16 protein-coding genes are annotated in these 23,815 nt (G+C 73.0%); 4 read left to right on the top strand and 12 right to left on the bottom strand.

What is annotated here, in order from left to right; translation table 11 throughout:
* Positions 1 to 83: 83 nt before the first annotated feature.
* From E4622_RS18725 to E4622_RS18715, 3 genes are read right to left on the bottom strand one after another with little or no spacing between them, the layout of a single operon-like run.
* Positions 84 to 1,136: an aldose epimerase family protein gene (locus tag E4622_RS18725; protein ID WP_134740979.1), complete on the bottom strand. Its 1,053-nt coding sequence runs from the start codon at positions 1,134 to 1,136 to the stop codon at positions 84 to 86.
* Positions 1,133 to 2,182: a LacI family DNA-binding transcriptional regulator gene (locus tag E4622_RS18720; protein ID WP_209021957.1), complete on the bottom strand. Its 1,050-nt coding sequence runs from the start codon at positions 2,180 to 2,182 to the stop codon at positions 1,133 to 1,135. The genes E4622_RS18725 and E4622_RS18720 overlap by 4 nt, the downstream gene beginning before the upstream one ends.
* A 50-nt stretch (positions 2,183 to 2,232) precedes the next feature.
* The gene (locus E4622_RS18715; RefSeq protein ID WP_134740978.1) at positions 2,233 to 2,673 is read right to left on the bottom strand and encodes a DUF2000 domain-containing protein; all 441 of its coding nucleotides are present in this window, start codon (positions 2,671 to 2,673) and stop codon (positions 2,233 to 2,235) included.
* Positions 2,674 to 2,721: 48 nt separating this feature from the next.
* Between E4622_RS18715 and E4622_RS18710 the strand changes: the two genes are divergently transcribed.
* Entirely contained in the window at positions 2,722 to 3,516 is a 795-nt protein-coding gene (locus E4622_RS18710; RefSeq protein WP_134740977.1) for an AraC family transcriptional regulator, read from the top strand.
* A gap of 65 nt (positions 3,517 to 3,581) precedes the next feature.
* On the opposite strand, the gene E4622_RS18705 is transcribed toward E4622_RS18710, so the two are convergent.
* Complete coding sequence (locus tag E4622_RS18705) at positions 3,582 to 4,757, bottom strand: ROK family protein (protein WP_134740976.1); 1,176 nt, start codon at positions 4,755 to 4,757, stop codon at positions 3,582 to 3,584.
* A gap of 113 nt (positions 4,758 to 4,870) precedes the next feature.
* Between E4622_RS18705 and zwf the strand changes: the two genes are divergently transcribed.
* Genes zwf through eda form a run of 3 tightly spaced genes read left to right on the top strand, consistent with a single transcriptional unit; the run spans position 4,871 to position 8,869 of the window.
* Complete coding sequence (gene zwf, locus E4622_RS18700) at positions 4,871 to 6,379, top strand: glucose-6-phosphate dehydrogenase (protein ID WP_245156043.1); 1,509 nt, start codon at positions 4,871 to 4,873, stop codon at positions 6,377 to 6,379.
* Positions 6,376 to 8,247: a phosphogluconate dehydratase gene (edd, locus tag E4622_RS18695; RefSeq protein WP_134740974.1), complete on the top strand. Its 1,872-nt coding sequence runs from the start codon at positions 6,376 to 6,378 to the stop codon at positions 8,245 to 8,247. Before zwf ends, edd begins: the two co-directional genes overlap by 4 nt.
* The gene (gene eda, locus E4622_RS18690; protein ID WP_245156042.1) at positions 8,231 to 8,869 is read left to right on the top strand and encodes a bifunctional 4-hydroxy-2-oxoglutarate aldolase/2-dehydro-3-deoxy-phosphogluconate aldolase; all 639 of its coding nucleotides are present in this window, start codon (positions 8,231 to 8,233) and stop codon (positions 8,867 to 8,869) included. Before edd ends, eda begins: the two co-directional genes overlap by 17 nt.
* Positions 8,870 to 8,961: 92 nt before the next feature.
* Here the strand turns inward: eda and E4622_RS18685 are convergent, their stop codons facing one another.
* From E4622_RS18685 to E4622_RS18645, 8 genes are all read right to left on the bottom strand, one after another.
* Positions 8,962 to 14,769 (bottom strand): family 78 glycoside hydrolase catalytic domain, encoded by a 5,808-nt coding sequence (locus E4622_RS18685; protein WP_134740973.1) that lies wholly within the window; start codon positions 14,767 to 14,769, stop codon positions 8,962 to 8,964.
* Between the two features lie 115 nt (positions 14,770 to 14,884).
* Complete coding sequence (locus E4622_RS18680) at positions 14,885 to 15,121, bottom strand: helix-turn-helix domain-containing protein (RefSeq protein WP_134740972.1); 237 nt, start codon at positions 15,119 to 15,121, stop codon at positions 14,885 to 14,887.
* Between the two features lie 7 nt (positions 15,122 to 15,128).
* Positions 15,129 to 16,358 carry an alpha-hydroxy acid oxidase gene (locus tag E4622_RS18675; protein WP_134740971.1) on the bottom strand — a complete coding sequence of 410 codons (1,230 nt, stop codon included), beginning with the start codon at positions 16,356 to 16,358 and terminating at the stop codon, positions 15,129 to 15,131.
* Positions 16,355 to 17,866 carry an FGGY-family carbohydrate kinase gene (locus E4622_RS18670; protein WP_134740970.1) on the bottom strand — a complete coding sequence of 504 codons (1,512 nt, stop codon included), beginning with the start codon at positions 17,864 to 17,866 and terminating at the stop codon, positions 16,355 to 16,357. Before E4622_RS18670 ends, E4622_RS18675 begins: the two co-directional genes overlap by 4 nt.
* Before the next feature lies 1 nt (position 17,867).
* Positions 17,868 to 19,313 (bottom strand): L-fucose/L-arabinose isomerase family protein, encoded by a 1,446-nt coding sequence (locus E4622_RS18665; RefSeq protein WP_134740969.1) that lies wholly within the window; start codon positions 19,311 to 19,313, stop codon positions 17,868 to 17,870.
* A 31-nt stretch (positions 19,314 to 19,344) separates the two neighbouring features.
* Entirely contained in the window at positions 19,345 to 21,381 is a 2,037-nt protein-coding gene (locus E4622_RS18660; RefSeq protein WP_134740968.1) for a bifunctional aldolase/short-chain dehydrogenase, read from the bottom strand.
* Between the two features lie 64 nt (positions 21,382 to 21,445).
* Positions 21,446 to 22,609 carry an L-rhamnose isomerase gene (rhaI, locus tag E4622_RS18655; RefSeq protein WP_134740967.1) on the bottom strand — a complete coding sequence of 388 codons (1,164 nt, stop codon included), beginning with the start codon at positions 22,607 to 22,609 and terminating at the stop codon, positions 21,446 to 21,448.
* Positions 22,610 to 22,780: 171 nt separating this feature from the next.
* Positions 22,781 to 23,770, bottom strand: a complete 990-nt coding sequence (locus E4622_RS18645; RefSeq protein WP_134741767.1) for a substrate-binding domain-containing protein — start codon at positions 23,768 to 23,770, stop codon at positions 22,781 to 22,783.
* Positions 23,771 to 23,815 lie beyond the last annotated feature (45 nt).

Below are 23,815 nucleotides of genomic sequence, written 5' to 3'. Positions count from 1 at the left end.
CGGTGTCACTGTGGTGAGTGTGAGCGCTAACATTCGACCGCGTCAAGAGATTCCGGGCAGATCGCCCGGAAAAATGTGAACGCTCACTTCAGCGCGGTGAACTCCCACTCCAGCGCGGAGCGGTAGGTCTCGCCCGGACGCAGCACGGCCGAGGGCCACGCGGGGTGGTGCGGGGTGTCGGGGAACAGCTGCGGCTCCAGGGCGACGCCGTCGCCCTGGCGGTAGAGGCCACCGGCGGCGTCGCGGCGGGTGCCGTCGAGGAAGTTGCCGGTGTAGACCTGCAGCCCGGGCTGGTCGGTGCGCAGCACCGCCCGCGTGCCCGAGGCGCGGGACTCGAGCACGGCCGCGTCGCGCCACCCCTCGCCGTCGAGGACGTAGTTGTGGTCGATCCCCCGCGCCCAGGTCACCTGCTCCTCGTCGCGCCGGACCGCCGGGCCGATGGCCGCGGGCGAGCGGAAGTCGAAGGCCGTGCCGGCCACCGGCGCGTGCTCGTCGGCCAGCGGGATGCCCTCGGCGTCGACGGGCGTGTAGCGCTCGGCGTGCACCGTCAGCTCGTGCCGGTCGATGCTGCCCGCTCCGTCGCCGTCGAGGTTGAGGTAGGCGTGGCTGGTCAGGTTGACCAGGGTCGGGGCGTCGGTGGTCGCCTCCAGGTCGAGGCGCACCCGGTCTCCGGTCACGGTGAACGTCGCCTGCGTGGTGAGGCCACCCGGGAAGCCCTGGTCGCCGTCGGGGCTCTCCAGCCGGAGCACCGCGCGGTCGTCGTCCTGCTCGACGACCTCCCACATCCGGCGGTCGAAGCCGTCGGGTCCGCCGTGCAGGTGGTGGCCGCGGTCGTGGGTGCCCAGCACGAGCTCGCGGCCGTCGAGCGGGGCGCGCCCGTGGGCGATGCGGTTGGCGTAGCGCCCGATGGTGCCGCCGATGTAGTCGGTGGAGGACAGGTAGTCGGCCGGGTCGCGGTGGCCCAGCGCGACGTTGCGACGGGGGCCGCCCGCCTCGACCTCGAGCCGGTGCACGGTCGCGCCGAGGGTGAGCAGGTGCAGCACCGCCCCCGACTCCGACCCGAGGACGAGCCGGTGCACGGTCTCGCCCGACGGGGTCGTGCCCCACGTGCTGAAGCGGTCCATGTGAACGTTCACATCCTGATCGTAGGGAGGGCGGGAGCCGGGCCGGTCGAGGCCCGGACGACGAGCTGGGGGCGGACCAGCGCGACGGCGGCGCCCGGCTCGCCGCCGAGGGCCCGCACGGTGAGGTCGACGGCGTGCCGGCCGAGCTCGGAGAACTGCTGCGCCACGGTGGTCAGGCCCGGCCAGAAGTACGCCGCCTCGGGGACGTCGTCGAAGCCCACGACGCTCACGTCCTCGGGCACCCGCCGGCCGTGCTCGTGCAGCGCGCGGAGCACGCCGAGCGCCATGGCGTCGTTGGCGACGAACACCGCGGTGACACCGGGGTCGGCGGCGATCCGGTCGCCGGCGGCGTACCCGCTGGCCGAGGACCAGTCGCCGGACACCTCGGGCCCCGGCCGCAGCCCGCGGTCGGCGTGGGCCTGCTGCCACCCGCTGCGCCGCTGGACGGCCTCGACCCAGTCGAGCGGGCCGGTGACCTGCGCGACGCGCTCGTGGCCGAGGTCGAGCAGGTGCTCGGTCGCCAGCCGCGCGCCGAGCTCCTGGTCGATCCCGGCGGCCATCGGCTGGCCCGCGGTGACGCCCTGCACGATGACCACCGGCAGGGGCAGGTCCAGCGAGCGGGTCCGCTCGAGCGCCTCGCGGTGGGCCACGGCCACGACGATCGCCTCGACCGCCTGGTCCAGCAGCCGGTCGACGGCGCCGCGCAGCGAGTCGGCGGAGAAGTCGGAGAGGCCGACCAGGGACACCTCGTAGCCGGCGTCGTGCCCGGCCTCCTGCACGGCGACCGCGATCATGCTCGGCCCGTGCAGCGCCAGGTGCGCGGAGATCATGCCGATGCGTCCCGAGCGGTTGGTCGCCAGCACCCGCGCGGCGGCGTTGCGGCGGTAGCCCATGTCCTCGATGGCGGCCAGCACCCGGGCGCGGGTGGCGTCCTTGACAACGGAGGAGTTGTTGAGCACCCGCGAGACCGTCTGGTGGGAGACGCCCGCCTGCGCCGCGACGTCGGCCATGCTCGGCGAACGGTGCGCGCCGTTGCGGTCGCGGGGCGGTCCGGACATGGCGCCATGCTAGGCGTCGCGGCGGCGACCGCCCGACCCGCGCCCGGCACTCAGCCGATCGTGGCGGGGTGCAGCCGCGCGCCCTTGGTCACCTTGTCGACCGCGTTCTTCGGCCCGTGCAGCGCCAGCCCCACCAGGTCCAGGGCGTCGCCGGCGACGGCCGCGACGGCGGCCCGGTTGGCCTCGTCGTGGCCGGTGGCGAACATGTCGGCGGTGTAGACCGCCACCGGCAGCTCCCGGCGCAGCGCGCGCTCGCGGGCGGCCCGCAGGACCTCGGCGTCCGCCGCGAAGACGAGCACCGGCATGCCGAGCATCGCGAGGTACGGCGTGCCGTCGGCGTCGGCGTACGGGTCGCCGACGAGGTGCGGCGAGGCGGCGGTGATGCCGCTGGCGAGGAAGGCGGTCACGTTGAGGCGCTGCCAGGCCGCGAGGTCGTCGCGGACGAGGACGGCGATCTTGGTGTCGAAGGGCGGGGTGAGGGCGTCGTGCATGCCTCGATCCTGGCCGTCGGCGCGACGCGGGTCTTGTACGTTCGTGACATGGGGGCCACCACGGACGTCCGGGCCTGGCGTCCGCCCGTGCCCGGCGTGGCGGAGGTCCTGCACGCGCACTTCCCGCACCACGCCTACCCCTCCCACACCCACGACACCTGGACGGTGCTGCTCGTCGACAGCGGCACCGTGCTCTACGACCTCGGCGGCCGCGCGCACGCCACGCGCCGCGAGTCGGTGACCCTGCTGCCGCCGCACGTGCCGCACGACGGCCGCGGCGCCACGGTGGAGGGCTTCCGCAAGCGCGTGGTCTACCTGGAGGCCGGCACGCTCGACGAGTCCGGCGCCGGCCGCAGCGTGGACGAGCCGACCAGCGACGACCCTGCCCTGGTGCGCCACGTGCGGTCGCTTCACCACGCCCTGCGGCACCCCGGCGACGAGCTCGAGGCGACCTCGCAGCTGGCGCTGGTCGTCGAGTCGCTGTCGTGCCGGCTGCGCGGCGTACCGGTCGAGAGGTCGCGCAGCGACGCCGCGCTGGCCGGACGGCTGCGCGAGCTGCTGGACGCCTCGGTCGTCGAGGGGGTCACGCTCGCCGCCGCGGCCGCGGCGCTCGGCGCCCCCGAGGCCCGCCTGGTCCGCACCTTCCGCCGCGAGCTGGGCATCTCCCCGCACCGCTACCTCACGGGCCGCCGCGTCGACGCGGCCCGGCGTCTGCTCCTCGACGGGATGCCCGCCGCGCAGGTCGCCGCCGAGGTCGGCTTCCACGACCAGTCCCACCTCACCCGCCACTTCAAGCACGTCCTCGGCGTCCCTCCGGGGAGGTACGCCCGGGATAGTCCCTAACGAATTCGTGGTCGGCACGCCGCCTCGACCACGAATTTGTTAGGGACTATCCCGGCGGACGGACCTCAGGTGGTCGCGGGTACGTCGTGGCGCTCGAGGAGGCGGGCGTCGACGGCGGCGGGGTTGAGGACCTGGTCGAGGGCCATGGAGGCGCAGCCGACCAGGCCGGCGCGGTCGCCGAAGGTGGACGGCAGGAACTGCAGGTCGCGGGTGGCCAGGGCCGAGGCGCGGGCGTAGACGCTCTCGCGGACGCCGGCGGCGTAGACGTCGAAGGCGGCGGCCATGTCGCCGCCGAGGACGACGGCCTGCGGGTTGAGCAGGTTGATCGCGACGGCGAGCACCTCGCCGAGCTGGCGGCCACTCTCGCGCAGCAGCTGCTTGGCCTCGGGGTCGCCGGTCTGCGCCAACGCCACGAGGTCGCGCACGTGGTCGACGGGCTGGCCCGACTCGCTGAGCCGCGAGACCAGCGCCCACCCGCCGGCGAGCGTCTCGAGGCAGCCGGTGTCGCCGCAGCGGCAGGGCCGGCCCTCGGCCGCGTCGACCTTGGTGTGGCCGATCTCGCCGGCGCCGCCGAGGTGTCCCGACACGACCCGGCCCTCGGCGATGATGCCCAGCCCGAGACCCGTCGAGGCCTTGACGACGAGCAGGTCGCGGAAGCGGGCGGCGTGGCCGAGGCGCTCGGAGCGCGCGAGCACGTCGGCGTCGTTGCCGACGTAGAGCGGGGCGGCACCGATCTCCTCGAGGTACGGCGCGAGGTCGGCGCCGTCCCAGCCGCCCATCACGGGCGAGTCGACGCTGACGCCGCGGACCGGGTCGACGGTGCCGGGCAGGCTCACGCCGACGGCGAGGACGGTGCGGGCGGCGGCCGTCTCGTCGAGCAGGCGGCACAGGTGCTCGGCCACGGGCGGCATCACCGCGTCGGGGCCGGCGCCGACCTCGTGGTCGACCGAGGCCGAGCCGAGCTCGTCGCCCATCAGGTCGAAGACCGCGAGCTGGGAGCGCGAGCGTCCGATCGCGGCGGCCAGGACCACCCCGGCGTCCTTGTGGAACAGGATGCTGCCGGGAGGGCGACCACCGGTGGAGGCAAGTTCCTCGCCCACCAGCAGGAGGCCCGCCTCAGCCAGGGCCGAGACCCGGGCGACGACGGCGGTGCGCGACAGCCCGGTGAGCCGGCGCAGCTCGGAGCGGGTGCTGGCCCGCCCCGACCGCACCAGCTCGAGCACGTCACCGGCGGAGGTCATGCCGCGATTCTAGGGTCTTGAGCCCCCGCAGATCCGGGTCGTGGATGACTTGTGTACGAGAAATACCTAAGTTGTGCTTGTTGAAAGCACCCTTGTGTCCTTACCGTGGTGTCGTGACCCTGCCTGCCACCGAGCTCTCCCCCGGCCTCCCGACCTCGGACTTCACCGTCTTCGGGGGCACCGGCGACCTCGCGCTGCGCAAGCTCCTGCCGGCGCTCTACCAGCGCGAGCTCGAGGGCCAGCTGCCTGAGGGGACCCGCATCATCGGCGTCTCCCGCTCCGAGCTCGACGACGAGGGCTACCGCCACCTGGTGCAGGACGCCCTGCACCGCCACGTGGTCGCCGACGAGCTCGACGAGGACGCCGTACGCCGCCTGCTGGCCCGCGTGCGCCACCTGACCCTGGACTCCCACGAGCCCGAGGGCTGGCACCTGCTGCACGACCTGCTCAAGGACCGCCCGTGCGGCCACGACGGCGACGAGGCCGTGCGCGTCTTCTACCTCGCGGTGGCGCCGGCGCTCTTCGGCCCGACCTGTGAGCGCCTCGAGGCCGCCGGCGTCGTCGAGCCGACCTCGCGCGTGGTGCTCGAGAAGCCGGTCGGGCGCGACCTCGCGTCCGCGCTGGCGATCAACGACGCCGTGGGCCGGGTCTTCGACGAGCAGCAGATCTTCCGCATCGACCACTACCTCGGCAAGGAGAGCGTCCAGAACCTCCTGGTGACGCGCTTCGCCAACACCTTCCTCGAGCCGCTGTGGAACTCCCGCTGGGTCGACCACGTGCAGATCACCGTGGCCGAGACGCTCGGGGTGGGCGAGCGCGGCGACTACTACGACACCTCCGGCGCCCTGCGCGACATGGTCCAGAACCACCTGCTCCAGCTCCTGTGCCTGGTGGCCATGGAGCCGCCGACGTACGTCGGTCGCGAGACGGTGCGCGACGAGAAGCTCAAGGTGCTGCAGGCGCTCAAGCCGATGACACCCGAGGACGTCGACCGCGACACGGTGCGCGGGCGCTACGGCCAGGGGCTCGTCGACGGGGTGCCTGCCGCGTCGTACACCGAGGACCTCGGCCGCCCCGGCAGCGGCACCGAGACCTTCGTCGCCGTGCGCGCCGAGGTGCAGAACTGGCGCTGGGCCGGCGTGCCGTTCTACCTGCGCACCGGCAAGCGCATGGACCGCCGGATGTCGGAGATCGTGGTGGTCTTCAAGGAGCCGCCGCACGCGATGTTCCCGCACAGCGAGGGCGCGACCTCGCCCAACCGCCTGCACATCCAGGTCCAGCCCGACGAGGGGATGCGCCTGCACATGACGGCCAAGGAGCCGGGCCCCGGCGGCATCCGGCTGCGGCCGGTCTCGCTCGACCTCAGCTACGCGACGACGTTCACCCAGCGCAGCCCCGACGCCTACGAGCGGCTGCTGATGGACGTCATCCGCGGCAACCCGACCCTCTTCATGCGCCGCGACGAGGTCGAGGCCGCGTGGACCTGGGTCGAGCCGATCCTCCGGCGCTGGGCGACGTCGCCCGACCGCCCCAAGCGCTACCCGGCCGGCACCAGCGGGCCGACCGCCGCCGCCACGCTCATGGAGCGCGACGGCCGACAATGGCAGGAGTCCGACCAATGAGCCGACCCCCCACGAACCCCGTCGTGGCGGAGGTGACCGCCCGCATCGTCGCGCGCAGCGCCGTCAGCCGCCGCGCCTACCTCACCCGCATCCGTGCCGCCGCCGACCAGGGCCCGGCCCGCGGCAAGCTCGGCTGCGCCAACATCGCCCACGGCTTCGCCGCGTCCGAGCCGGCCGAGAAGACCGCGCTGCGCGGGCGCACCAAGCCCAACCTGGCGATCGTCACCAGCTACAACGACATGCTGTCGGCCCACCAGCCCTACGGCGAGTACCCGCCGGTCCTCAAGCAGGCCACCATCCGCGCGGGCGGGATCGCCCAGGTCGCCGGCGGCGTGCCCGCGATGTGCGACGGGATCACCCAGGGCCGCGCGGGCATGCAGCTCTCCCTCTACAGCCGCGACGTGATCGCCATGTCGGCGGCGATCGCGCTGAGCCACGACATGTTCGACGGCGCCCTGATGCTCGGCGTCTGCGACAAGATCGTGCCTGGCCTGCTGATCGGCGCGCTGTCCTTCGGCCACCTGCCCACCGTCTTCGTGCCGGCCGGGCCGATGGCCTCGGGCCTGCCGAACGGCGAGAAGGCTCGCGTGCGCCAGCTGCACGCCGAGGGCAAGGTCGGACGCGAGGAGCTGCTCGAGGCCGAGGCGGCGTCGTACCACTCGCGCGGGACGTGCACCTTCTACGGCACCGCCAACTCCAACCAGCTGCTGATGGAGGTCCTCGGGCTGCACCTGCCGGGCTCCTCCTTCGTCAACCCCGGCACCCCGCTGCGCGAGGCGCTGACCCGCGCCGCCGCGGCCCGCGCCGTGGCGATCACCCGCCAGGGCGGCGAGCCCACCCCCATCGGCGAGGTCGTCGACGAGAAGGCGATCGTCAACGCCTGCGTCGCGCTGCTCGCCAGCGGCGGCTCCACGAACCACACGCTGCACCTCGTCGCGATCGCCCGCGCCGCGGGCATCGCCCTGACCTGGCAGGACCTCTCGGACCTGTCGGCCGTCGTGCCGCTGCTGGCGCGGATCTACCCCAACGGCTCCGCCGACGTGAACCACTTCCACGCCGCCGGCGGCATCGGCTTCCTCATCCACACCCTGCTGCGGCACGGGCTGATGCACGAGGACGTCGAGACGATCATGGGCCACGGCCTGAGCCGCTACACGACCGAGCCGGTCCTGCGCGGCGACGACCTCACGTGGGAGGAGGGCCCCAAGGCCAGCCTCGACCTCGACGTGCTGCGGCCCGCGGACGAGCCGTTCGCGGCCGACGGCGGGCTCAAGGTCCTCACCGGCCCGCTGGGCACCGCGGTCATCAAGACCTCCGCGGTCAAGCCCGAGCACCGTGTCGTCACCGCCCCGGCGCTGGTCTTCGACGACCAGGCGGAGTTCCTGGAGGCCTTCCAGGACGGCCGACTCGACGGCATCGACCTGATCGCCGTGATCCGCTACCAGGGCCCCGCCGCCAACGGCATGCCCGAGCTGCACAAGCTGACGCCCGCCCTCGGCGTGCTCCAGGACCGCGGCCAGAAGGTCGCCATCGTCACCGACGGCCGGATGTCCGGCGCCTCGGGCAAGGTCCCGGCCGCCATCCACGTGACGCCGGAGGCGGCGCTCGGCGGTCCGCTCTCGCGGGTGCGCGACGGCGACCTGATCACGGTCGACGCCCTCACCGGTCAGCTGCTGGTCGACGACGTCTTCGCCCTGCAGCAGCGCGTGCCCACCGGCCGCGCGCCGGAGGGCGAGGAGTGGGCCGGCACCGGTCGCGAGCTGTTCTCGGCGTTCCGCGCCACGGTCGGACCCGCCGACGCGGGCGCGAGCGTCTTCCCGGCGTACGGCTTCCCCCAGACGGAGGTGCCCGTTGTCCAGCCTGCCTGAGTCCCTGACCACATCGCTGCTCGACGTCGTGCCGGTGCTGCCGGTCGTCGTCATCGACCGCCTCGAGGACGCCGTCCCGCTGGCCCGCGCCCTGGTCGCCGGCGGCCTGCCGGCCATCGAGCTCACGCTGCGCACGCCGGTCGCGCTCGACGCGATCCGCGCCATCGCCGACGACGTGCCGGAGATCCTGGTCGGTGCCGGCACCATCGTCACGCCCGGCCAGGCCAAGGAGGCCCAGGACGCCGGCGCGCGCTTCCTGGTCTCCCCCGGCTCCACGCCGACGCTGCTCGCGGCCATGGCCGACACCGGCCTGCCGTTCCTGCCCGGCACCTCGACGGTGTCGGAGGCGCTGGCGGTCCTCGAGGCCGGCTTCACGCAGATGAAGTTCTTCCCGGCGGAGGCGTCCGGCGGGGCGGCGTACCTGAAGTCGGTGGCCTCCCCGGTCCCCGCGGCGCGCTTCTGCCCCACCGGCGGCATCACCGCCACCACGGCGCCGGACTACCTGGCGCTGCCCAACGTCGGCTGCGTCGGCGGCTCCTGGCTCACCCCGCCCGCCGTCCTCGAGGCCGGCGACTGGGCCCGCGTCGAGTCGCTCGCGAGAGCGGCCGCCGACCTCCGCTGAGCCTGTCCGCCGGGATAGTCCCTCACAGATTCGTGGGTGAGAGGGCTCTCAAACCACTGGTTCGTTAGGGACTATCCCGGCGGGGGGTGCTCTCAAGTCACCTTGACCACCCGCACCGGGGAGGTGGAGGGGGCTACCGTCGCGGAGCCTTGGTAGGCGGCGGTGACCTTGTGGCGGCCGCGCTTGGCGATCTTGACGGTCACCACGGCCTTGCCGTTCCTCACCGCCACCCGCCGGACCACCTTGCCGTCGACCTTCACGGCTACCGTGCCGGTCGCGGTCGGGCTGGAGGTCACCTTGACCGTCACCCGCAGCGGCTTGCCGCGCCCGACCTTGGTCCGGTTCGTCGAGACCTTGGTCGAGGACGTCGCCCTGGTGACCGGCGCGGTGGCCGTGGAGGTCGAGACCCCCGGCGCCTTGCCGGCCTTGGTGGCGGTCACCCGCACCGAGAGCCGCCGCCCGACGTCCGCCGCACCGACCTTGTACGTCGGTCCGGTCGCGCCGGCGATCGGCGAGCCGTTGCGCAGCCACTGGCGGGCGAAGCCGAGCCCCTTGGTGTTCCAGGAGCCCGTCGTCGAGGTCAGCGTCGACCCGACCCGCGCCGGTCCGCTCACCTGAGGAGCCACCAGCGCGGCGACCGTCTCGACGTCGGCCAGCGTCACGGTCTCGTGACGCACCGCCTCCGGGTTGCCCGCCACGTCGGTGGACGCAAAGTCCACCAGGTGCGGGCCGTAGCCCGTGACCTCGACGGGCGCCTCGCCGGCGACCTGCCACTCGCCACCGTCGACGCGGTAGGCCGTCCGGCCCACCCCGCTGGTCGCGTCCTGCGCCGTGAAGGCGAGGGTGGCCCGGTCGGAGAACTCCACGCCCGGCTTCTGCGTGACCGCCAGGGTGGTCATCGGAGCGACGGTGTCGATCCACACCGGGAGCGTGCCCACGGCCGAGGTGTTGCCGGCCAGGTCGCGGGCCCGGAAGGTCAGCTCGCGCTTGCCGTCACCGGTGACCGGCACCGGTCCGACGTAGGCCTCCCAGCCCGCGCCCGCCCCGGTCTCCACGGTCGGCGCACCGTCGCGGTTGTCCGCAGCATCCACCCCGACCAGGACGTCGGAGCGGAACCAGCCGTCGTCGCCCACGGTCCCCGAGGAGACCGCGGCCGAGACGTCCGGCGCCTGGGTGTCGGCGGGGACCGGCAGCACCCACAGGTCGGCGATCGACGGGTCGAAGAAGCCCGACGCGTCCGTCGGGTACTCGAACCTCACCCGCACGCTGCCGTCGTTGTCGAGCACGGCCGGGTCGTCGACCAGGGCGTCGTAGACCTTGGTGCCCGCACCACCCTCGCTGCGCGGCACCAGCTGCGTCTTGACCAGGACGTCGTCGACGTAGACGTGGTACTTCTTCGTCCGCGCGCCGTCGAAGGTCTCGATGTCGCGCAGCACGAACGGCTGCCCGGCGGGGACGTCGACGACCACCGAGTACCACGAGCCCGGGGTCCCGGAGTTGGCGTACCGGCGGGTGAGGCCGGCCTCGGTGTTGGTCCCGCTGGAGGGGGAGGCCTGCAGCGCGTGCGCCGACTCCGAGGGCCCGTTGCCGAAGTCGACGTGGTCGACGACACCGGCGCTGGGCGGGGTCACGAGGCCGAACGTCGCCGCGGACTCCTCCGAGGCCAGGACCGCGCCCGCGCGGAGGACGGAGACCGTCACCGGCACGCTGCCGGCCACCCGGTCGAGGGGCACGATCACCGGCACCTCGGCGACGGCCGACCCGCCGGCGGGGACGAGGACCTCGCGCGAGGGCACCGCCCTCCAGCCCGCGGGCAGCTCCACCGCGACCCGGGCGCGGACCGCCGACGTCCCGGTGTTGGAGACCGGCACGTCCAAGGTGGCCCGCTCGGCCGGCTCACCGGTGCCGAGCTCGGCGACCAGGTCGCCGATCTCCAGCCCGGAGGTGACCTTCGCCCAGCCGGCGGTGGTGTCCTTCACGGTGAAGGTCTCCCCGCCGAGGGTGAAGCTCAGCGACAGCGTGGCGTCGTAGGAGCCGGGCGCCTGGTGCTTCGGCACGGCCACCGTCACCGGCAGCTGCACGCTCTGACCCGCCGCCACGCTCGCGGCGGAGACCTCCACCGGGTCCCAGCCGTCCACCGTGACCGTGCCCGAGAGACCCGTGATGGCGGAGGTGGAGGTGTTGGTGACCTCGACGGTCCCGGTCACCGCACCACCCGGCAGGGCGGGGGCCGCGACCGGCGGCAGCGTCACGGAGAACCCCAGCGACGAGGTCACCGCCAGCACGAGCTGGTTCTCGACCGCGGCGAGCCGCGAGTCGAGGTCCGCCTTGACCGGGGCGGCGACCTCGGAGCCCGTCAGCCAGGCGCGCAGGTCGCGCACCTCGCCGAGCGCGGAGCGCAGCGCCGACGTCACGTCTGCGTCGTCGCCGGCCAGACGGGCGAGGAGGGCGTCGGTCACGTCGCCGCGAGCCGCCGCGAGACCGGCGTCGAGCTGCTCGCGGTCGCCCGCGGCCAGGTCGCCGGCCTCGGCCAGGCCGCCGACGTGGGCGCTGAGGCCGTCGACGGCGTCCAGGATGGCGCCCAGCTCGGCGCTGCCCTGGGTCACGGCGAGCTCGTAGTGACCCGACCCGACGGTGACGGTCACGAGGCCCGACTCGGCGGTCGCGCCGGTGACGCCGTCCGCCTGGTCGAGCAGCGTGCCGCTCTCGGTGACGGCCCACGTGGTGTCGGCGGGCAGCACCACCTCGGCGGTGGTGTTGACCGGGACGTCGACGGTGAGCGACAGGTCCTCACCCTCGAGCTCCCAGTCGGTGGCGATGGTGCCGTAGACCGACTCCATGTCACCGCCACCGTGGGTCAGCCCGCCACCTACGACCGGCGCCACGCGGATCTTCTTGTAGCCGGGCTCGAGGGCCTTGATGCCACCGATGTTCTGGTACATCCAGTCACCCACGGCGCCGTAGGCGTAGTGGTTGAAGGAGTTCATGCCGACGTCGCCGAAGGTGCCGTCGGGCTTGATGGAGTCCCAGCGCTCCCACATCGTGGTCGCGCCCTTCGCCACCTCGTAGCCCCAGGACGGGTAGTCCTTGTGCATGAGCAGCGTGTAGGCGAGGTCGTCGCGGCCGATGCTGCTGAGCGCGGGGAGCAGCCACGGGGTCCCGAGGAACCCGGTCGTCAAGTGGTTGTCGCTCGCGGCGAGCTTGGCGACGAACCTGGCCGCCACCTTGTCGCGCAGGGCGGCGTCCGGCACGAGGTCCATGCCCAGCGCCATCGCGTACGCCGTCTGGCTGTTGCCGTCGACGGTCCCGTCGGGCTGGACGAGGCTGTCCGCGAAGGCGGCGCGCACGTCGGCCGAGAGCTGCGCGAACTCCTCGGCGTCGGCGTCCTCGCCGACGGCGGCTGCCATCTCGGACATCATCCGGGCGTTCTCCGCCAGGTAGGCCGTCCCCAGCACGCTGGTGGGCGTGTTGTCGTTGAGGTTGAGCCAGTCGTCCCAGTTGCCGCGGGCGGTGTCGATCAGGTCGGCCCCCGCGCCCTGCTCGGTGAAGCGGAGGAACTTCTCCATGGCGGCGTAGTTCTCCCGCACGATCGCGGTGTCGCCGTGCGCGTGCCACACGGCGTACGGCACGGTCACGGCGGCGTCGGACCAGCCGAGACCGCTGCCCAGGTCGATGCCCGGCGGCACCGGCGCGATGCCGTGGAAGTTGCCGTTCTCACGCGCGGAGTCCTGCAGGTCGACCATCCACTTGCCTAGGAAGGCACGGGTGTCGCGCAGGTAGCTCGCGGTCGGCGCGAAGACGTTGATGTCGCCGGTCCAGCCCAGGCGCTCGTCGCGCGCGGGGGTGTCGGTGGGGATGGACAGGAAGTTGCCGCGCTGGCCCCAGGAGATGTTGCTGACCAGCTGGTTGAGCATCGGGTCCGAGGTCTCGAGCGTGCCCGTGGCGGCCAGGTCCGAGCCCCAGACCACGCCGGTGACGTCGGCGGTGGCCGGCGGCGTGGAGGCGCCGACGATCTCGACGTAGCGGAACCCGTGCTGGGTGAACGTCGGCTCGTAGGTCACGGCGCCGGTGGTCGCGAACGTGTAGCGGTCGGTCACCTTCGCCGCGCGCAGGTTGGCGGTGTAGAGCGTGCCGTCGGGGTTGAGCATCTCGCCGTAGCGGATGGTCACGGTCTGCCCGGCGAGGCCGGAGAGCCGCATGCGAGCGCCGCCGACCATGTTCTGGCCGAGGTCGTAGACGAAGGCGCCGGGGGTCGGCTCCGTGCGGGCGAGGGTCGCGACCTCCTGGGTGACCCGCACCGGCTCGTCGCGCTGCGGCACCAGCTTGGCGGTGTCGGAGGGCACGACGGCCACGTCGGACCAGCCCGCGTCGTCGAACTCCGGCAGCTCCCAGCCCGTCTGCTCGGCGCGTGCGTCGTAGGTCTGGCCGTCGATGTTGTCGGTGAAGACGTAGGGGCCGTAGTGGGACTTCCAGCTGTCGTCGGTGTCGACCCACTCGCTGGTGCCGTCGGTGTAGTCGACCCGCAGGCGGGCGACGAGGGCGAGCTGGTCGCCGTACATCGTGGGTCCCCACATGCCGACCTTGCCGGCCCACCAGCCGTCGGCGAGCTCGGCACCGAAGGCGTTCTCGCCCGAGCGCACCAGCTCGGTGACGTCGTAGGTCTGGGACTGGATCCGCTTGCGGTAGTCGGTCCACCCGGGAGCGAGGAGCTGGTCGCCGACCTCCTCGCCGTTGAGGTTCAGCTCGTAGATGCCGTGGGCGGAGGCGTAGACGCGGGCGCTCTCGACGGTCTTGCCCTCGTCGGTGGCGAACTCCGTGCGCAGCAGCGGCCGGTTGGCGTCGGGCGAGCGCCACAGCGCCTCGAGCCGGCCCGCCAGCTGGAGGCCGCCGGGCACCAGGGTGCCGCCGCTGAACGGGTTGCCGGCGGTGAAGTCGGTGTCCAGCAGCGTGTCGCCGCCCTCGGCGGTCACGCGGACGGCGTGGACGGTGGCCCGCTCGGTGCCCTCGTTGGCCTGGTCGGACCGGAAGCCGACGAAGCCCCGGTCGAACGTCGAGTCGGTGCGGGTGTCGATCGTGGTGCCGTCCAGCCTGGTCGTGATCGTCGGCCCGTCGAAGGTGACGCTCATCGTGTGCTCGCCGGCGACGAGGTCGGCGGCCGAGATGACCGAGGCGATGCTCTTGTTGTCCAGGAGGGTGTAGTTGCCGTTGACCCGCAGGTGCGGGCGGAAGCGGGGGGTGCCGTCGGCGACGCTGAGCTGCCACATGTAGCCGTTGGCGGCGCTGCTGGCGCGGACGAACGTGCCGAAGGTCAGGTTGTCGATGTCGAAGTCGAAGTCGACGGTGTAGTCGGTCCAGCGGTTGATCTCCGTGCCGGCGGGCTTGCCGACCCAGGCGGCATCGCCCCAGTCGGCGGGCTCCAGCAGGCCGGTCTCGAAGGTCGCGGGCGCGCTCCAGGCGGACTCCCGACCCTCGCCGTCCCAGACCTTGACCTGCCAGACGTACGACGTGCCGGAGGTCAGCTCGGGGCCGCCGTAGACGACGTCGACCTGCCGCGCCGACTCCACCTGGCCGCTGTCCCACACGTCGGCGTCCTCGAGCGCGTCCTCGTCGGAGGCCACGCGGACCTGGTAGGCCGACTGCACGACACCGCGCCCGGTGGACTCCGAGACCCAGCCCAGGCTGGGCGGTGCTCCGGGGATGCCGAGCGGGTCGACGCGGCCGTTGGCGGTGAGGTGGCCGACCGTCAGCGCCTCCCCGGCCGCAGCCGACCGCGCCGCGTGCGCGGGCGCGGCGGCGTGGGCGGGGACCCCCAGGGCGAGGGGGGCGAGGGCGCCGGCGGACAGCGCGACCGCGAGTCCCGAGGCGAGCGAGCGCAGGCGGAGCGAGGAGGCAGACGGCATGGGGAGAGGTCCTGACTCGAGAGGCTTTGAAACGTTGCAACCAGCAACGTAGGCCCTCGTGACGCCCGTCACAATGCGGTTGTCCGCATCCGGTCACGCCGAATGCGTGGACACCTCAGATCAGCCGCGAGCGGACCGCGTGAACGACCGCCTCGATCGTTGAGTCGACGCCGATCTGGTCCGCGATCGAGCGCAGCCGTCGTCGTACCGTGCGCTCGGAGACCCCCTGCCGACGGGCCACCGCGTCCACGGTGAGCCCGCCCGCGAGCAGGCTGAGCACCTCCAGGTCGGCTGGCTCGGGCCGCCACGTCGCGCGCGCGACCACGTGGCCCTGCGGGATCTCCTCGGGCATGCCTGCCTCAGTCCCGGGCGGACAACCGTCGCAGCGCCGTGACGTGACGGGGCTCGAGCTCGTCGAGGGACGTGACCCCGAGCAGCCGCATGGTCCGCTCGATCTGTCCGGTCAGGATCTCGATGGTGCGGTCCACGCCCTCGCGACCGCCCGACATCAGGCCGTAGAGGTAGGCGCGCCCGATCATCGTGAAGTGGGCCCCGTGGGCGAGGGCCGCCACGATGTCCTGGCCGGACATGATCCCGGTGTCGAGGTGCACCTCCAGGTCCGAGCCGACCTCACGGACGACGTCGGGCAGCAGGTGGAAGGGCACCGGAGCCCGGTCCAGCTGGCGGCCGCCGTGGTTGGACAGCACGATCGCGTCCACGCCGAGGTCGGCGAGGCGGCGCGAGTCCTCGACGTTCTGCACGCCCTTCACCGAGATCTTGCCGGGCCACTGCGACCGGATCCACGCGAGGTCGTCGAAGGTGACGGTGGGGTCGAACATCGTGTCGAGCAGGTCGGCCACGGTGCCCGACCAGGAGTCCAGCGAGGCGAAGGCGAGCGGCTCGGTGGTGAGGAAGTTGATCCACCACGCCGGTCGCGGGATCGCGTTGACGACCGTCCGCGGCGACAGAGTCGGCGGGATGGTCATGCCGTTGCGCACGTCGCGCAGGCGCGCGCCGGCGACCGGGACGTCGACGGTGACCAGCAAGGTGTCGTAGCCGGCGGCGGCCGCACGGTCCACCAGGGCCATGGACCGCTCGCGGTCCTTCCACATGTAGAGCTGGAACCAGTTGCGCCCGCCCGGCGCCGCCGCGGCGACGTCCTCGATCGAGGTCGTGCCCATCGTCGAGAGCGCGAACGGGATGCCTGCGGCCGCCGCGGCCGTGGCGCCCGCGATCTCGCCCTCGGACTGCATCATGCGGGTGAAGCCGGTCGGCGCGATCCCGAACGGCAGCGCCACCCGGCCGCCCAGCACCTCGCGCGAGGTGTCGACGCGCGACACGTCGCGCAGGATCGAGGGGTGGAACTCCACGTCGGCGAAACCCTGCCGGGCCCGGGCCAGCGAGACCTCGCCGTCCGCGGCGCCGTCGGTGTAGTCGAAGGCCGCCTTGGGCGTACGACGCTTGGCGATCCGGCGCAGGTCCTCGATGGTCAGCGCCGAGGCCAGGCGCCGCTCCTTGGGCGAGAGGACCGGCCTCTTGAACTTGAGCAGCGGCGCCAGGTCGTGGCGCCGGGGGAGCTGACGCTTCATGAGGTCCCTCTCGTCGGTGGCGCAGCGGTGACGGCGCCCAGGCGGCGCTCGGCGGCGTCCCAGTCGACGCCGGGGCGCGGCTCGTAGCGGCGCACCTCGTGCGTGGTGCGGACCAACGTACGCATCGCCCCCAGGTCCGGCAGGTCGGCGCCGAGGGCGCGCGCCTGCACGAGCACGTTGCCGAGCGCCGCGGCCTCGACCGGCCCGGCGAGCACGGGCAGGCCGGTGGCGTCCGCCGTGAGCTGGCAGAGCAGCCGGTTCTGCGAGCCGCCACCCACCACGTGCACGACCGACACACGCCGCCCGGCGAGCTCGGCCGCCGTGCGCAGGTGCCGGCGGTAGGCCAGCGCGAGGCTGTCGAGGATGCACCGGGTGATCGCCTGCGGGGTCCGCGGGACCGGCTCACCGGCCTCCTCGGCGAGGAGCTGCAACCGCCCGGGCAGGTCCCCGGGGGCCAGCAGCCGCGGGTCGTTGATGTCGACGACCGTGCGCAGCGCGGGCGCCTCGGCGGCGGCCGCCAGCACCGAGGCGAGGTCGGCGCCGGCCAGGCGGCGCTCGCTCCACGTGCGCAGCGACTCGGACAGGACCCAGAGACCGGTCACGTTCTTGAGGAAGCGCACGGTCCCGTCGACCCCCGCCTCGTTGGTGAAGTCGGCGAGCCGGGCCGCCTCGCTGAGCACCGGCTTCTCCAGCTCCAGCCCCACCAGGGACCAGGTGCCGGAGGAGATGTAGGCGACGTCGTCGTCCGCGGCGGGGACGGCCACCACGGCCGAGGCGGTGTCGTGCGAGCCCACGGCGACCACCGGGACGGGGGAGGACACCCCGAGCTGGTCGGTGACCTCGGGCAGCAGGGGGCCGATCACCGTGCCGGGGTCGCGCAGGGGCGGTAGCAGGCCCCAGGGGATGCCGACCGCCCGGGCCAGGTCCACCGCCCACGCGCGGGTGTTGACGTCGTAGAGCCCCGTGGTCGAGGCGTTGGTGCGCTCGGCGCCGGCGTGGCCGGTGAGCCAGTAGCCGAGCAGGTCGGGCAGCAGCAGCAGGGTGTCGGCCGCCTCGAGCGCGGCCGTGCCCCGCGCGGCGACGAGCTGGTGGATCGTGGCGAAGGGCAGGTCCTGGAGGCCCGTGGTCGCGTAGAGCGCGGCGGCACCGACCTCCTCGGCGATGCGACCGGACACGCCGTCCGTGCGCGGGTCGCGGTGCGAGTAGGGGTTGCCGAGCAGGACCCCGTCGCGGTCGAGCAGGCCGTGGTCGATGGCCCACGAGTCGATGCCGATCCCGTCCAGCGGGCCGGTGCCGGCGACCATCCTGAGCCCGGCGAGCATCTCGCGATGGATGCCGAGGATGTCCCAGAAGAGCGACCCCCGCGCGCGCACGGCGGCGTTGGGGAAGCGGTGCGCCTCGTCGAGCCGCAGGGTGCCGGGGCCCACTCGCGCGGACATCACCCGGCCGCTCGTGGCCCCGAGGTCGACGGCCGCGAGGCGCAGCGGGGCCGATGCGTGGCTGCCCATGTCAGACGACGGTGATCCCCAGGCCGAGGAGGTCCGCGACGGCGCGGAGCTCCTCGACCCGGTGACCGGTGCCGAGCGCCCAGTGGTGGGCGATGCCGGTGCCGGACCACTCGTCGGTCCACTCCCCCGGGTCGCGACCGAAGTCCACGCGCGAGGTGGTGTTGCCGATCTGGAGGACCGGCCCGGCCACGGTGGTGCCCTCCGAGGCGACCAGCGAGAAGCGCCCGTCGCGGTCCTGGGCGAGCCCGCACACCGTCACGGGTCCGTGGTCCACGTCGAACTCGACCGAGACCCCCCAGCCGCGCTTGCCGTGGTAGACGCCGAGGCCGCGCAGCAGCGGCTTGCGGGCGCTGATCGCGAGGTGGGCCGGTCCGTCGTGACCCATCTCGACGACGTCGTCGTGGAAGTTGAGCGCCTGGAGCTCGGTGAACGACCCGCCGGCGCCGATGCGGTCCATGAGCAGCATCGCCAGCGACGTGCGCAGCTCGTACTCACCCACGACGGGCACGCCGCGCGCGGTCAGCAGGGAGGCGCCGAGGATCAGCCCGGCGCCCACCCGCTCGTGCATCTCGCCGTCGAGGCCGCGGTGGTAGTAGGCCATCGAGTCGAGCGAGAAGTCCTGGACGAGGCGGTCGAGGGCGACCGAGACCCGCGACCCCCAGCGGAAGTCGTCGTCCACGACGCTGTCGTCGAGGACGAACACCTCGCGCGCCACCGCCATCCGGGCGTCGGTCTCGGCGTCGGTGACCTGCTCGACGCGGACCCGCAGGTCGTCGATCTCCAGGACCTCGACGTGCCCGCCCAGCTGGGCCGAGACGAGCGTCGGGTCGGAGGAGACGTCCATCATCCCGGGGTACAGGTGGCCCATGAGGCCGTGCCGGCCGTGCCGGAACGCCGCCCGGACGCCGGCCGCCTTGACCCACCGGGAGATGCGGGTCCAGGCACGAGGGTCCTCGACGTAGCCCGAGACCGAGCGGAAGTCGATGCCGCAGCGGCGGAACGTGTTGGCCATCTCGGGAAGCGGGCAGGCGCCGCAGTAGGCCAGCCAGGCGCCGGTGTCGAACTCCGCGTGGTCCATCGACTCGGTGGGCTGCAGGTTGAGCAGCAGCACCGGGGCGCCGGAGCGCTGGGCCACGGGCACGAGCATCGAGGCGGTCATGTAGGTCGTCAGGAAGCCGACGATGAGGTCGCAGTCGGCGAGGCGCAGCTGCTCGGCGGCGCGCGCCCCCTCCTGCGCGTCCGAGATGAAGCCGACGTCCACGACCTCGCAGTCGAGCTCGGCGAACCGCTCGGACACCCGTCGCGCGCTCGCCTGCAGCTGGGGCAGCAGGGCGGGGAACTGCGGCCAGTAGGCGCCGAGCCCGCCGGCCACGAGCCCGATGCGGGTCTTGCGCGGCGTGATCCGCTCCAGCCCGGGAGGGGCGGCGGCGTCCAGGCTCTGGGTCATCGTGTCGGTCCTTGTCGTCGTCGGGAGGCGGTCAGCGCAGGAACGCCGCGGAGACCCCAGCATCCACCGGCACGTGCAGCCCGGTGGTGTGGGTCAGGTCGGGACCGCAGAGCACGAAGACCGCGTTGGCGATGTGCTCGGGCAGCACCTCCCGCTTGAGGATGGTCCGCTGCGCGTAGAACTTGCCGAGGTCCTTCTCCTCCACGCCGTAGACCGCAGCGCGGTTGGCGCCCCAGCCGCTGGCGAAGATCCCGGACCCGGCCACGACCCCGTCGGGGTTGACGCCGTTGACCTTGACGCCGTGCTCGCCGAGCTCGGCGGCCAGCAGCCGGACCTGGTGGGCCTGGTCGGCCTTGGTCGCGGAGTAGGCGATGTTGTGGGGTCCGGCGAAGACGGAGTTCTTCGACGAGATGTAGATGACGTCGCCGCCCATCCCCTGGTCGATGAGCACGCGCGCCGCCGCCTTGGACACCAGGAACGAGCCCTTGGCCATGACGTTGTGCTGCAGGTCCCAGTCGGCCTCGGTCGTCTCGAGCAGCGACTTGGACAGGGACAGCCCGGCGTTGTTGACGACGAGGTCCACGCCGCCGAAGGCGAGGACCGCCGCGTCGACCATGGCCTGGACGGCCGCCTCGTCGGAGACGTCCGCGGCCACGCCGACGGCGACGTCGGGGCCACCGATCTCGGCCGCCGCGGCCTGCGCCTTCTCCAGCGACAGGTCGGCGACGACCACGCAGGCGCCCTCGGCCACGAGCCGCTTGGCGGTCGCCTTGCCGATGCCGCCGGCGGCGCCGGTCACCACGGCGATCCGGGTGGCCAGGGGCTTGGGGGCCGGCATCCGCTGCAGCTTGGCCTCCTCCAGCGCCCAGTACTCGATGCGGAACTTCTCGCTCTCGTCGATCGGGGCGTACGTCGACAGGCCCTCGGCGCCGCGCATGACGTTGATGGCGTTGGTGTAGAACTCGCCGGCCACGCGGGCGGTCTGCTTGTCCTTGCCGTAGCTGAACATCCCGACGCCCGGCACCAGGACGACCAGCGGGTCGGCGCCGCGGATCGCCGGCGAGTCCGGGGTCGCGTGCCGGTCGTAGTAGGCCTGGTAGTCCTCGCGGTAGGACACCGCCAGCTCGCGCAGCCGGGCCACCGAGTCCTCCACCGAGGCGGAGGCCGGGAGGTCGAGGACCAGCGGCTTGACCTTGGTGCGCAGGAAGTGGTCGGGGCACGACGTGCCCAGCGCGGCGAGGCGGGGGTGCTCGCTGCGGGCCAGGAAGTCCAGCACCACCTCGGAGTCGGTGAAGTGTCCGACCATCGGGCGGTCCTGGGACGCGATGCCCCGGATGGTCGCGCCGAGGGCGGCGGCCTTCGCGCGACGCTCCTCCTCGGGGAGGGCGGCGTAGCCCTCGAGGGCCGGGCCGAAGGGCTCCGGCCGGCTGTGCTCGGCGATGTGGGCGGCGGCGGTGTCGATGATCCACAGCGAGCGGGCCTCGGCCTCCTCGCTGGTGTCGCCCCAGGCGGTGATGCCGTGCCCGCCGAGGATGCAGCCGACCGCCTGCGGGTTCTTCTCCTTGATCTCGGCGATGTCGAGCCCGAGCTGGAAGCCCGGACGGCGCCACGGGACCCACACGACCTCGTCCCCGAAGATCGTGGCGGTCAGTGCCTCACCGTCGGCCGCGGTCGCGATCGCGATGCCCGAGTCGGGGTGCAGGTGGTCGACGTGGGCGGCGTCGACGAGACCGTGCATGGCGGTGTCGATCGACGGCGCGGCGCCACCCTTGCCATGCAGGCAGTAGTCGAACGCGGCGACCATCTCGTCCTCGCGGTCGACGCCGGGGTAGACGTCGACGAGGGCGCGCATGCGGTCGAGGCGGAGCACGGCCAGGCCGGGCTCGCGCAGCGTGCCCAGGTCCCCGCCGGAGCCCTTGACCCAGAGCAGCTCGACGGGCTCGCCGGTGACGGGGTCGGTCTCGGTGCCCTTCGCCGAGGTGTTGCCCCCGGCGTAGTTGGTGTTCTTGGGGTCGGAGCCCAGGCGGTGGGAGCGAGCGATGAGCTCGGCGGCGGTGGAGGTGGTCATGAGTCCTTCTCGCGTGACCGGGGGGCGGGCCGCCCGCGGTCGGGTGTCGGGTGGTGGGGAGGCGTCAGGTCCACGAGAGCGGCGTCCCGCCGACGCGGGCCTCGTCGATCTGCTGCTGGTAGCCGGACTCGGCGTAGGCCCGCATCGGGTTCGCGGGCAGGCCGCGCTCCTCGCGCCACGCGGCCAGCGTGGGCCGGACGTCGGTCTGGAAGGCGTCCATGAAGATCTCGTTGGCGCCCAGGACGTCGCTCTCGGCCTGGGCCACGGCGAGCGCCTCGCGGTCGAGCAGCAGGGCTCGGGCGGTCATCTCCTGCACGTTGAGGACCGAGCGGATCTGGCCGGGGATCTTGTCCTCGACGTTGTGGCACTGGTCGAGCATCAGCGCGACGTCGCTGCCCTCGTCGAGCCCGCCACCGCGGATGACCTCGACGAGGATCCGGAACAGCTGGTAGGGGTCGGCGGCGCCGACGATGAGGTCGTCGTCGGCGTAGAAGCGGGAGTTGAAGTCGAACGAGCCCAGCCGGCCCAGCCGGAGCAGCTGCATGACGATGAACTCGATGTTGGTGCCGGGCGCGTGGTGGCCGGTGTCCAGGCACACCATGGCGCGCTCACCGAGCGCGCTGACCTGGGCGAAGGAGGTGCCCCAGTCCGGGACGTCGGTGTGGTAGAACGCCGGCTCGAAGAACTTGTACTCGAGCACCAGGCGCTGGTCCGCGCCGATCCGCTCGTAGATCGACGACAACGACTCGGCGAGCCGGTCCTGACGACCGCGCAGGTCGGCCTGGCCGGGGTAGTTGCTGCCCTCGGCCAGCCAGATCTTGAGGTCGCGCGAGCCGGTCGCGCCCATGACGTCGATGCACTCGAAGTGGTGGTCGATGGCCTTCTGGCGGATCTTGGGGTCCACGTGGGTCAGGGCGCCGAACTTGTAGTCGTCGTCCTGGAAGGTGTTGGAGTTGACCGTTCCCAGGGCGACGCCGCGGTCGGTGGCGTGCGCGCGCAGCGCGTCGTAGTCGTCGACGAGGTCCCACGGGATGTGCAGGGCGACGGTCGGCGCGAGGCCGGTCAGCCGGTGCACCATCGCCGCGTCGTCGATCTTCTCCTGGATGGTCCTGGGCGTGCCGGGGGTGCCGAACACCTTGAAGCGGGTCCCCGAGTTCCCGTAGGCCCAGGAGGGGACCTCGATCGCGAGGCGCTCGAGGGTTGACGCGATGGCGTCGAAGGCGGGCATGACGTTCTCCTTGCCGGGTCGGACCGGCTGGTTCCGGGGTCGGGGGGGGGGCGGGGGGGGGGGCCCCCCCCCCCCCCCGGGGGGGGGGGGGGGGGGGGGGGGGGGGGGGGGGGGGGGGGCGGGGGGGGGCGCCCCCCACGACCGTCAGAGGTGCTGGATGGGCCGGTCTGGTCAGCGGGCGTCGGCGACGTTCTCCGGCGTGATCAGCGTGACGTCCTGGTAGACCTCGCGGTCCTCGGCGTTGTCGAAGGGCAGGTCGCCGCCCTCGACGGCCGTGGCCGCCAGCTCGACGGTGAGCTCACCCATCGCGGAGGGGTCCTGGGCGATGGTGGCCGAGAGCTGACCCTTCTCGATGGCGGTCAGGGCCTCCTCGTCACCGTTGAAGCCCACGGTCACGATGTCCTTGACCGGGTCCTTGCCCGCGTCGGCGATCGCGTTGGAGGCGGCGACGGCCATCGGGTCGTTGCAGGCGAAGACGCCGGCGACGTCGGGGTCCTTGGCGAGGGCGTCCTTCATGATCTTGTACGCCTCCTCGGCCTTGGAGTTGCCGGAGAGCTCGGTGACGACCTCGTAGCCGAGCTCCTCGACCTTGGCGCGGAAGCCCTCGTTGCGACGAGCCGCGTAGACCGCGGACGGCTCGCAGGTGATCGAGACGACCTTCTTGCTGGTCGTGCCGGCCGCCTTGATCTGCGCGTCCATGTACTCGGCCGCCTGGACGCCGCCGTCCTCGTTGTCGGAGATGACGATGGCGTCGTAGGGGGTGCCGCCGCCGCCGATGTCGTCCACGATCACCGGCACGTCCATCTGGTCGGCCTTGGCGATGATCGGGCCGAGCGCGTCGGGCTTGAACGGGCTGATGATCAGCACGTCGACGCCCTGGTCGAGCAGCGCCTGCGCGCCGGTGACCATCTCGTTCTCGTCGCTCTTCTCGTCGTGGAGCTTGAACTCCCACCCCTTGGCCTCGACCGCCGACTGGGTGCCCTCCGCCATCTTCTGGAAGAACTCGTACTGCATGTCGTAGACGGAGAAGCCGACGACCAGCTTGTCCTCGCTGCTCTTGTCCTTCCCCCCGTCACCCGAGTCGTCGGTCGAGCTGCTGCAGGCGCTGAGCGCCAGGGTGAGCGAGGCCGCGGCCAGCGCGAGGTGCTTGAAGCGCTTCATGGAGTGGTGCCTTTCTGTGGGGCCGGCGACGGTGCCGAGCCGATA

The sequence above is a fragment of the Nocardioides sp. 503 genome (assembly GCF_004522095.1).
Taxonomy (GTDB): domain Bacteria; phylum Actinomycetota; class Actinomycetes; order Propionibacteriales; family Nocardioidaceae; genus Nocardioides.
This window is presented reverse-complemented; position numbering and strand designations above follow the sequence as displayed.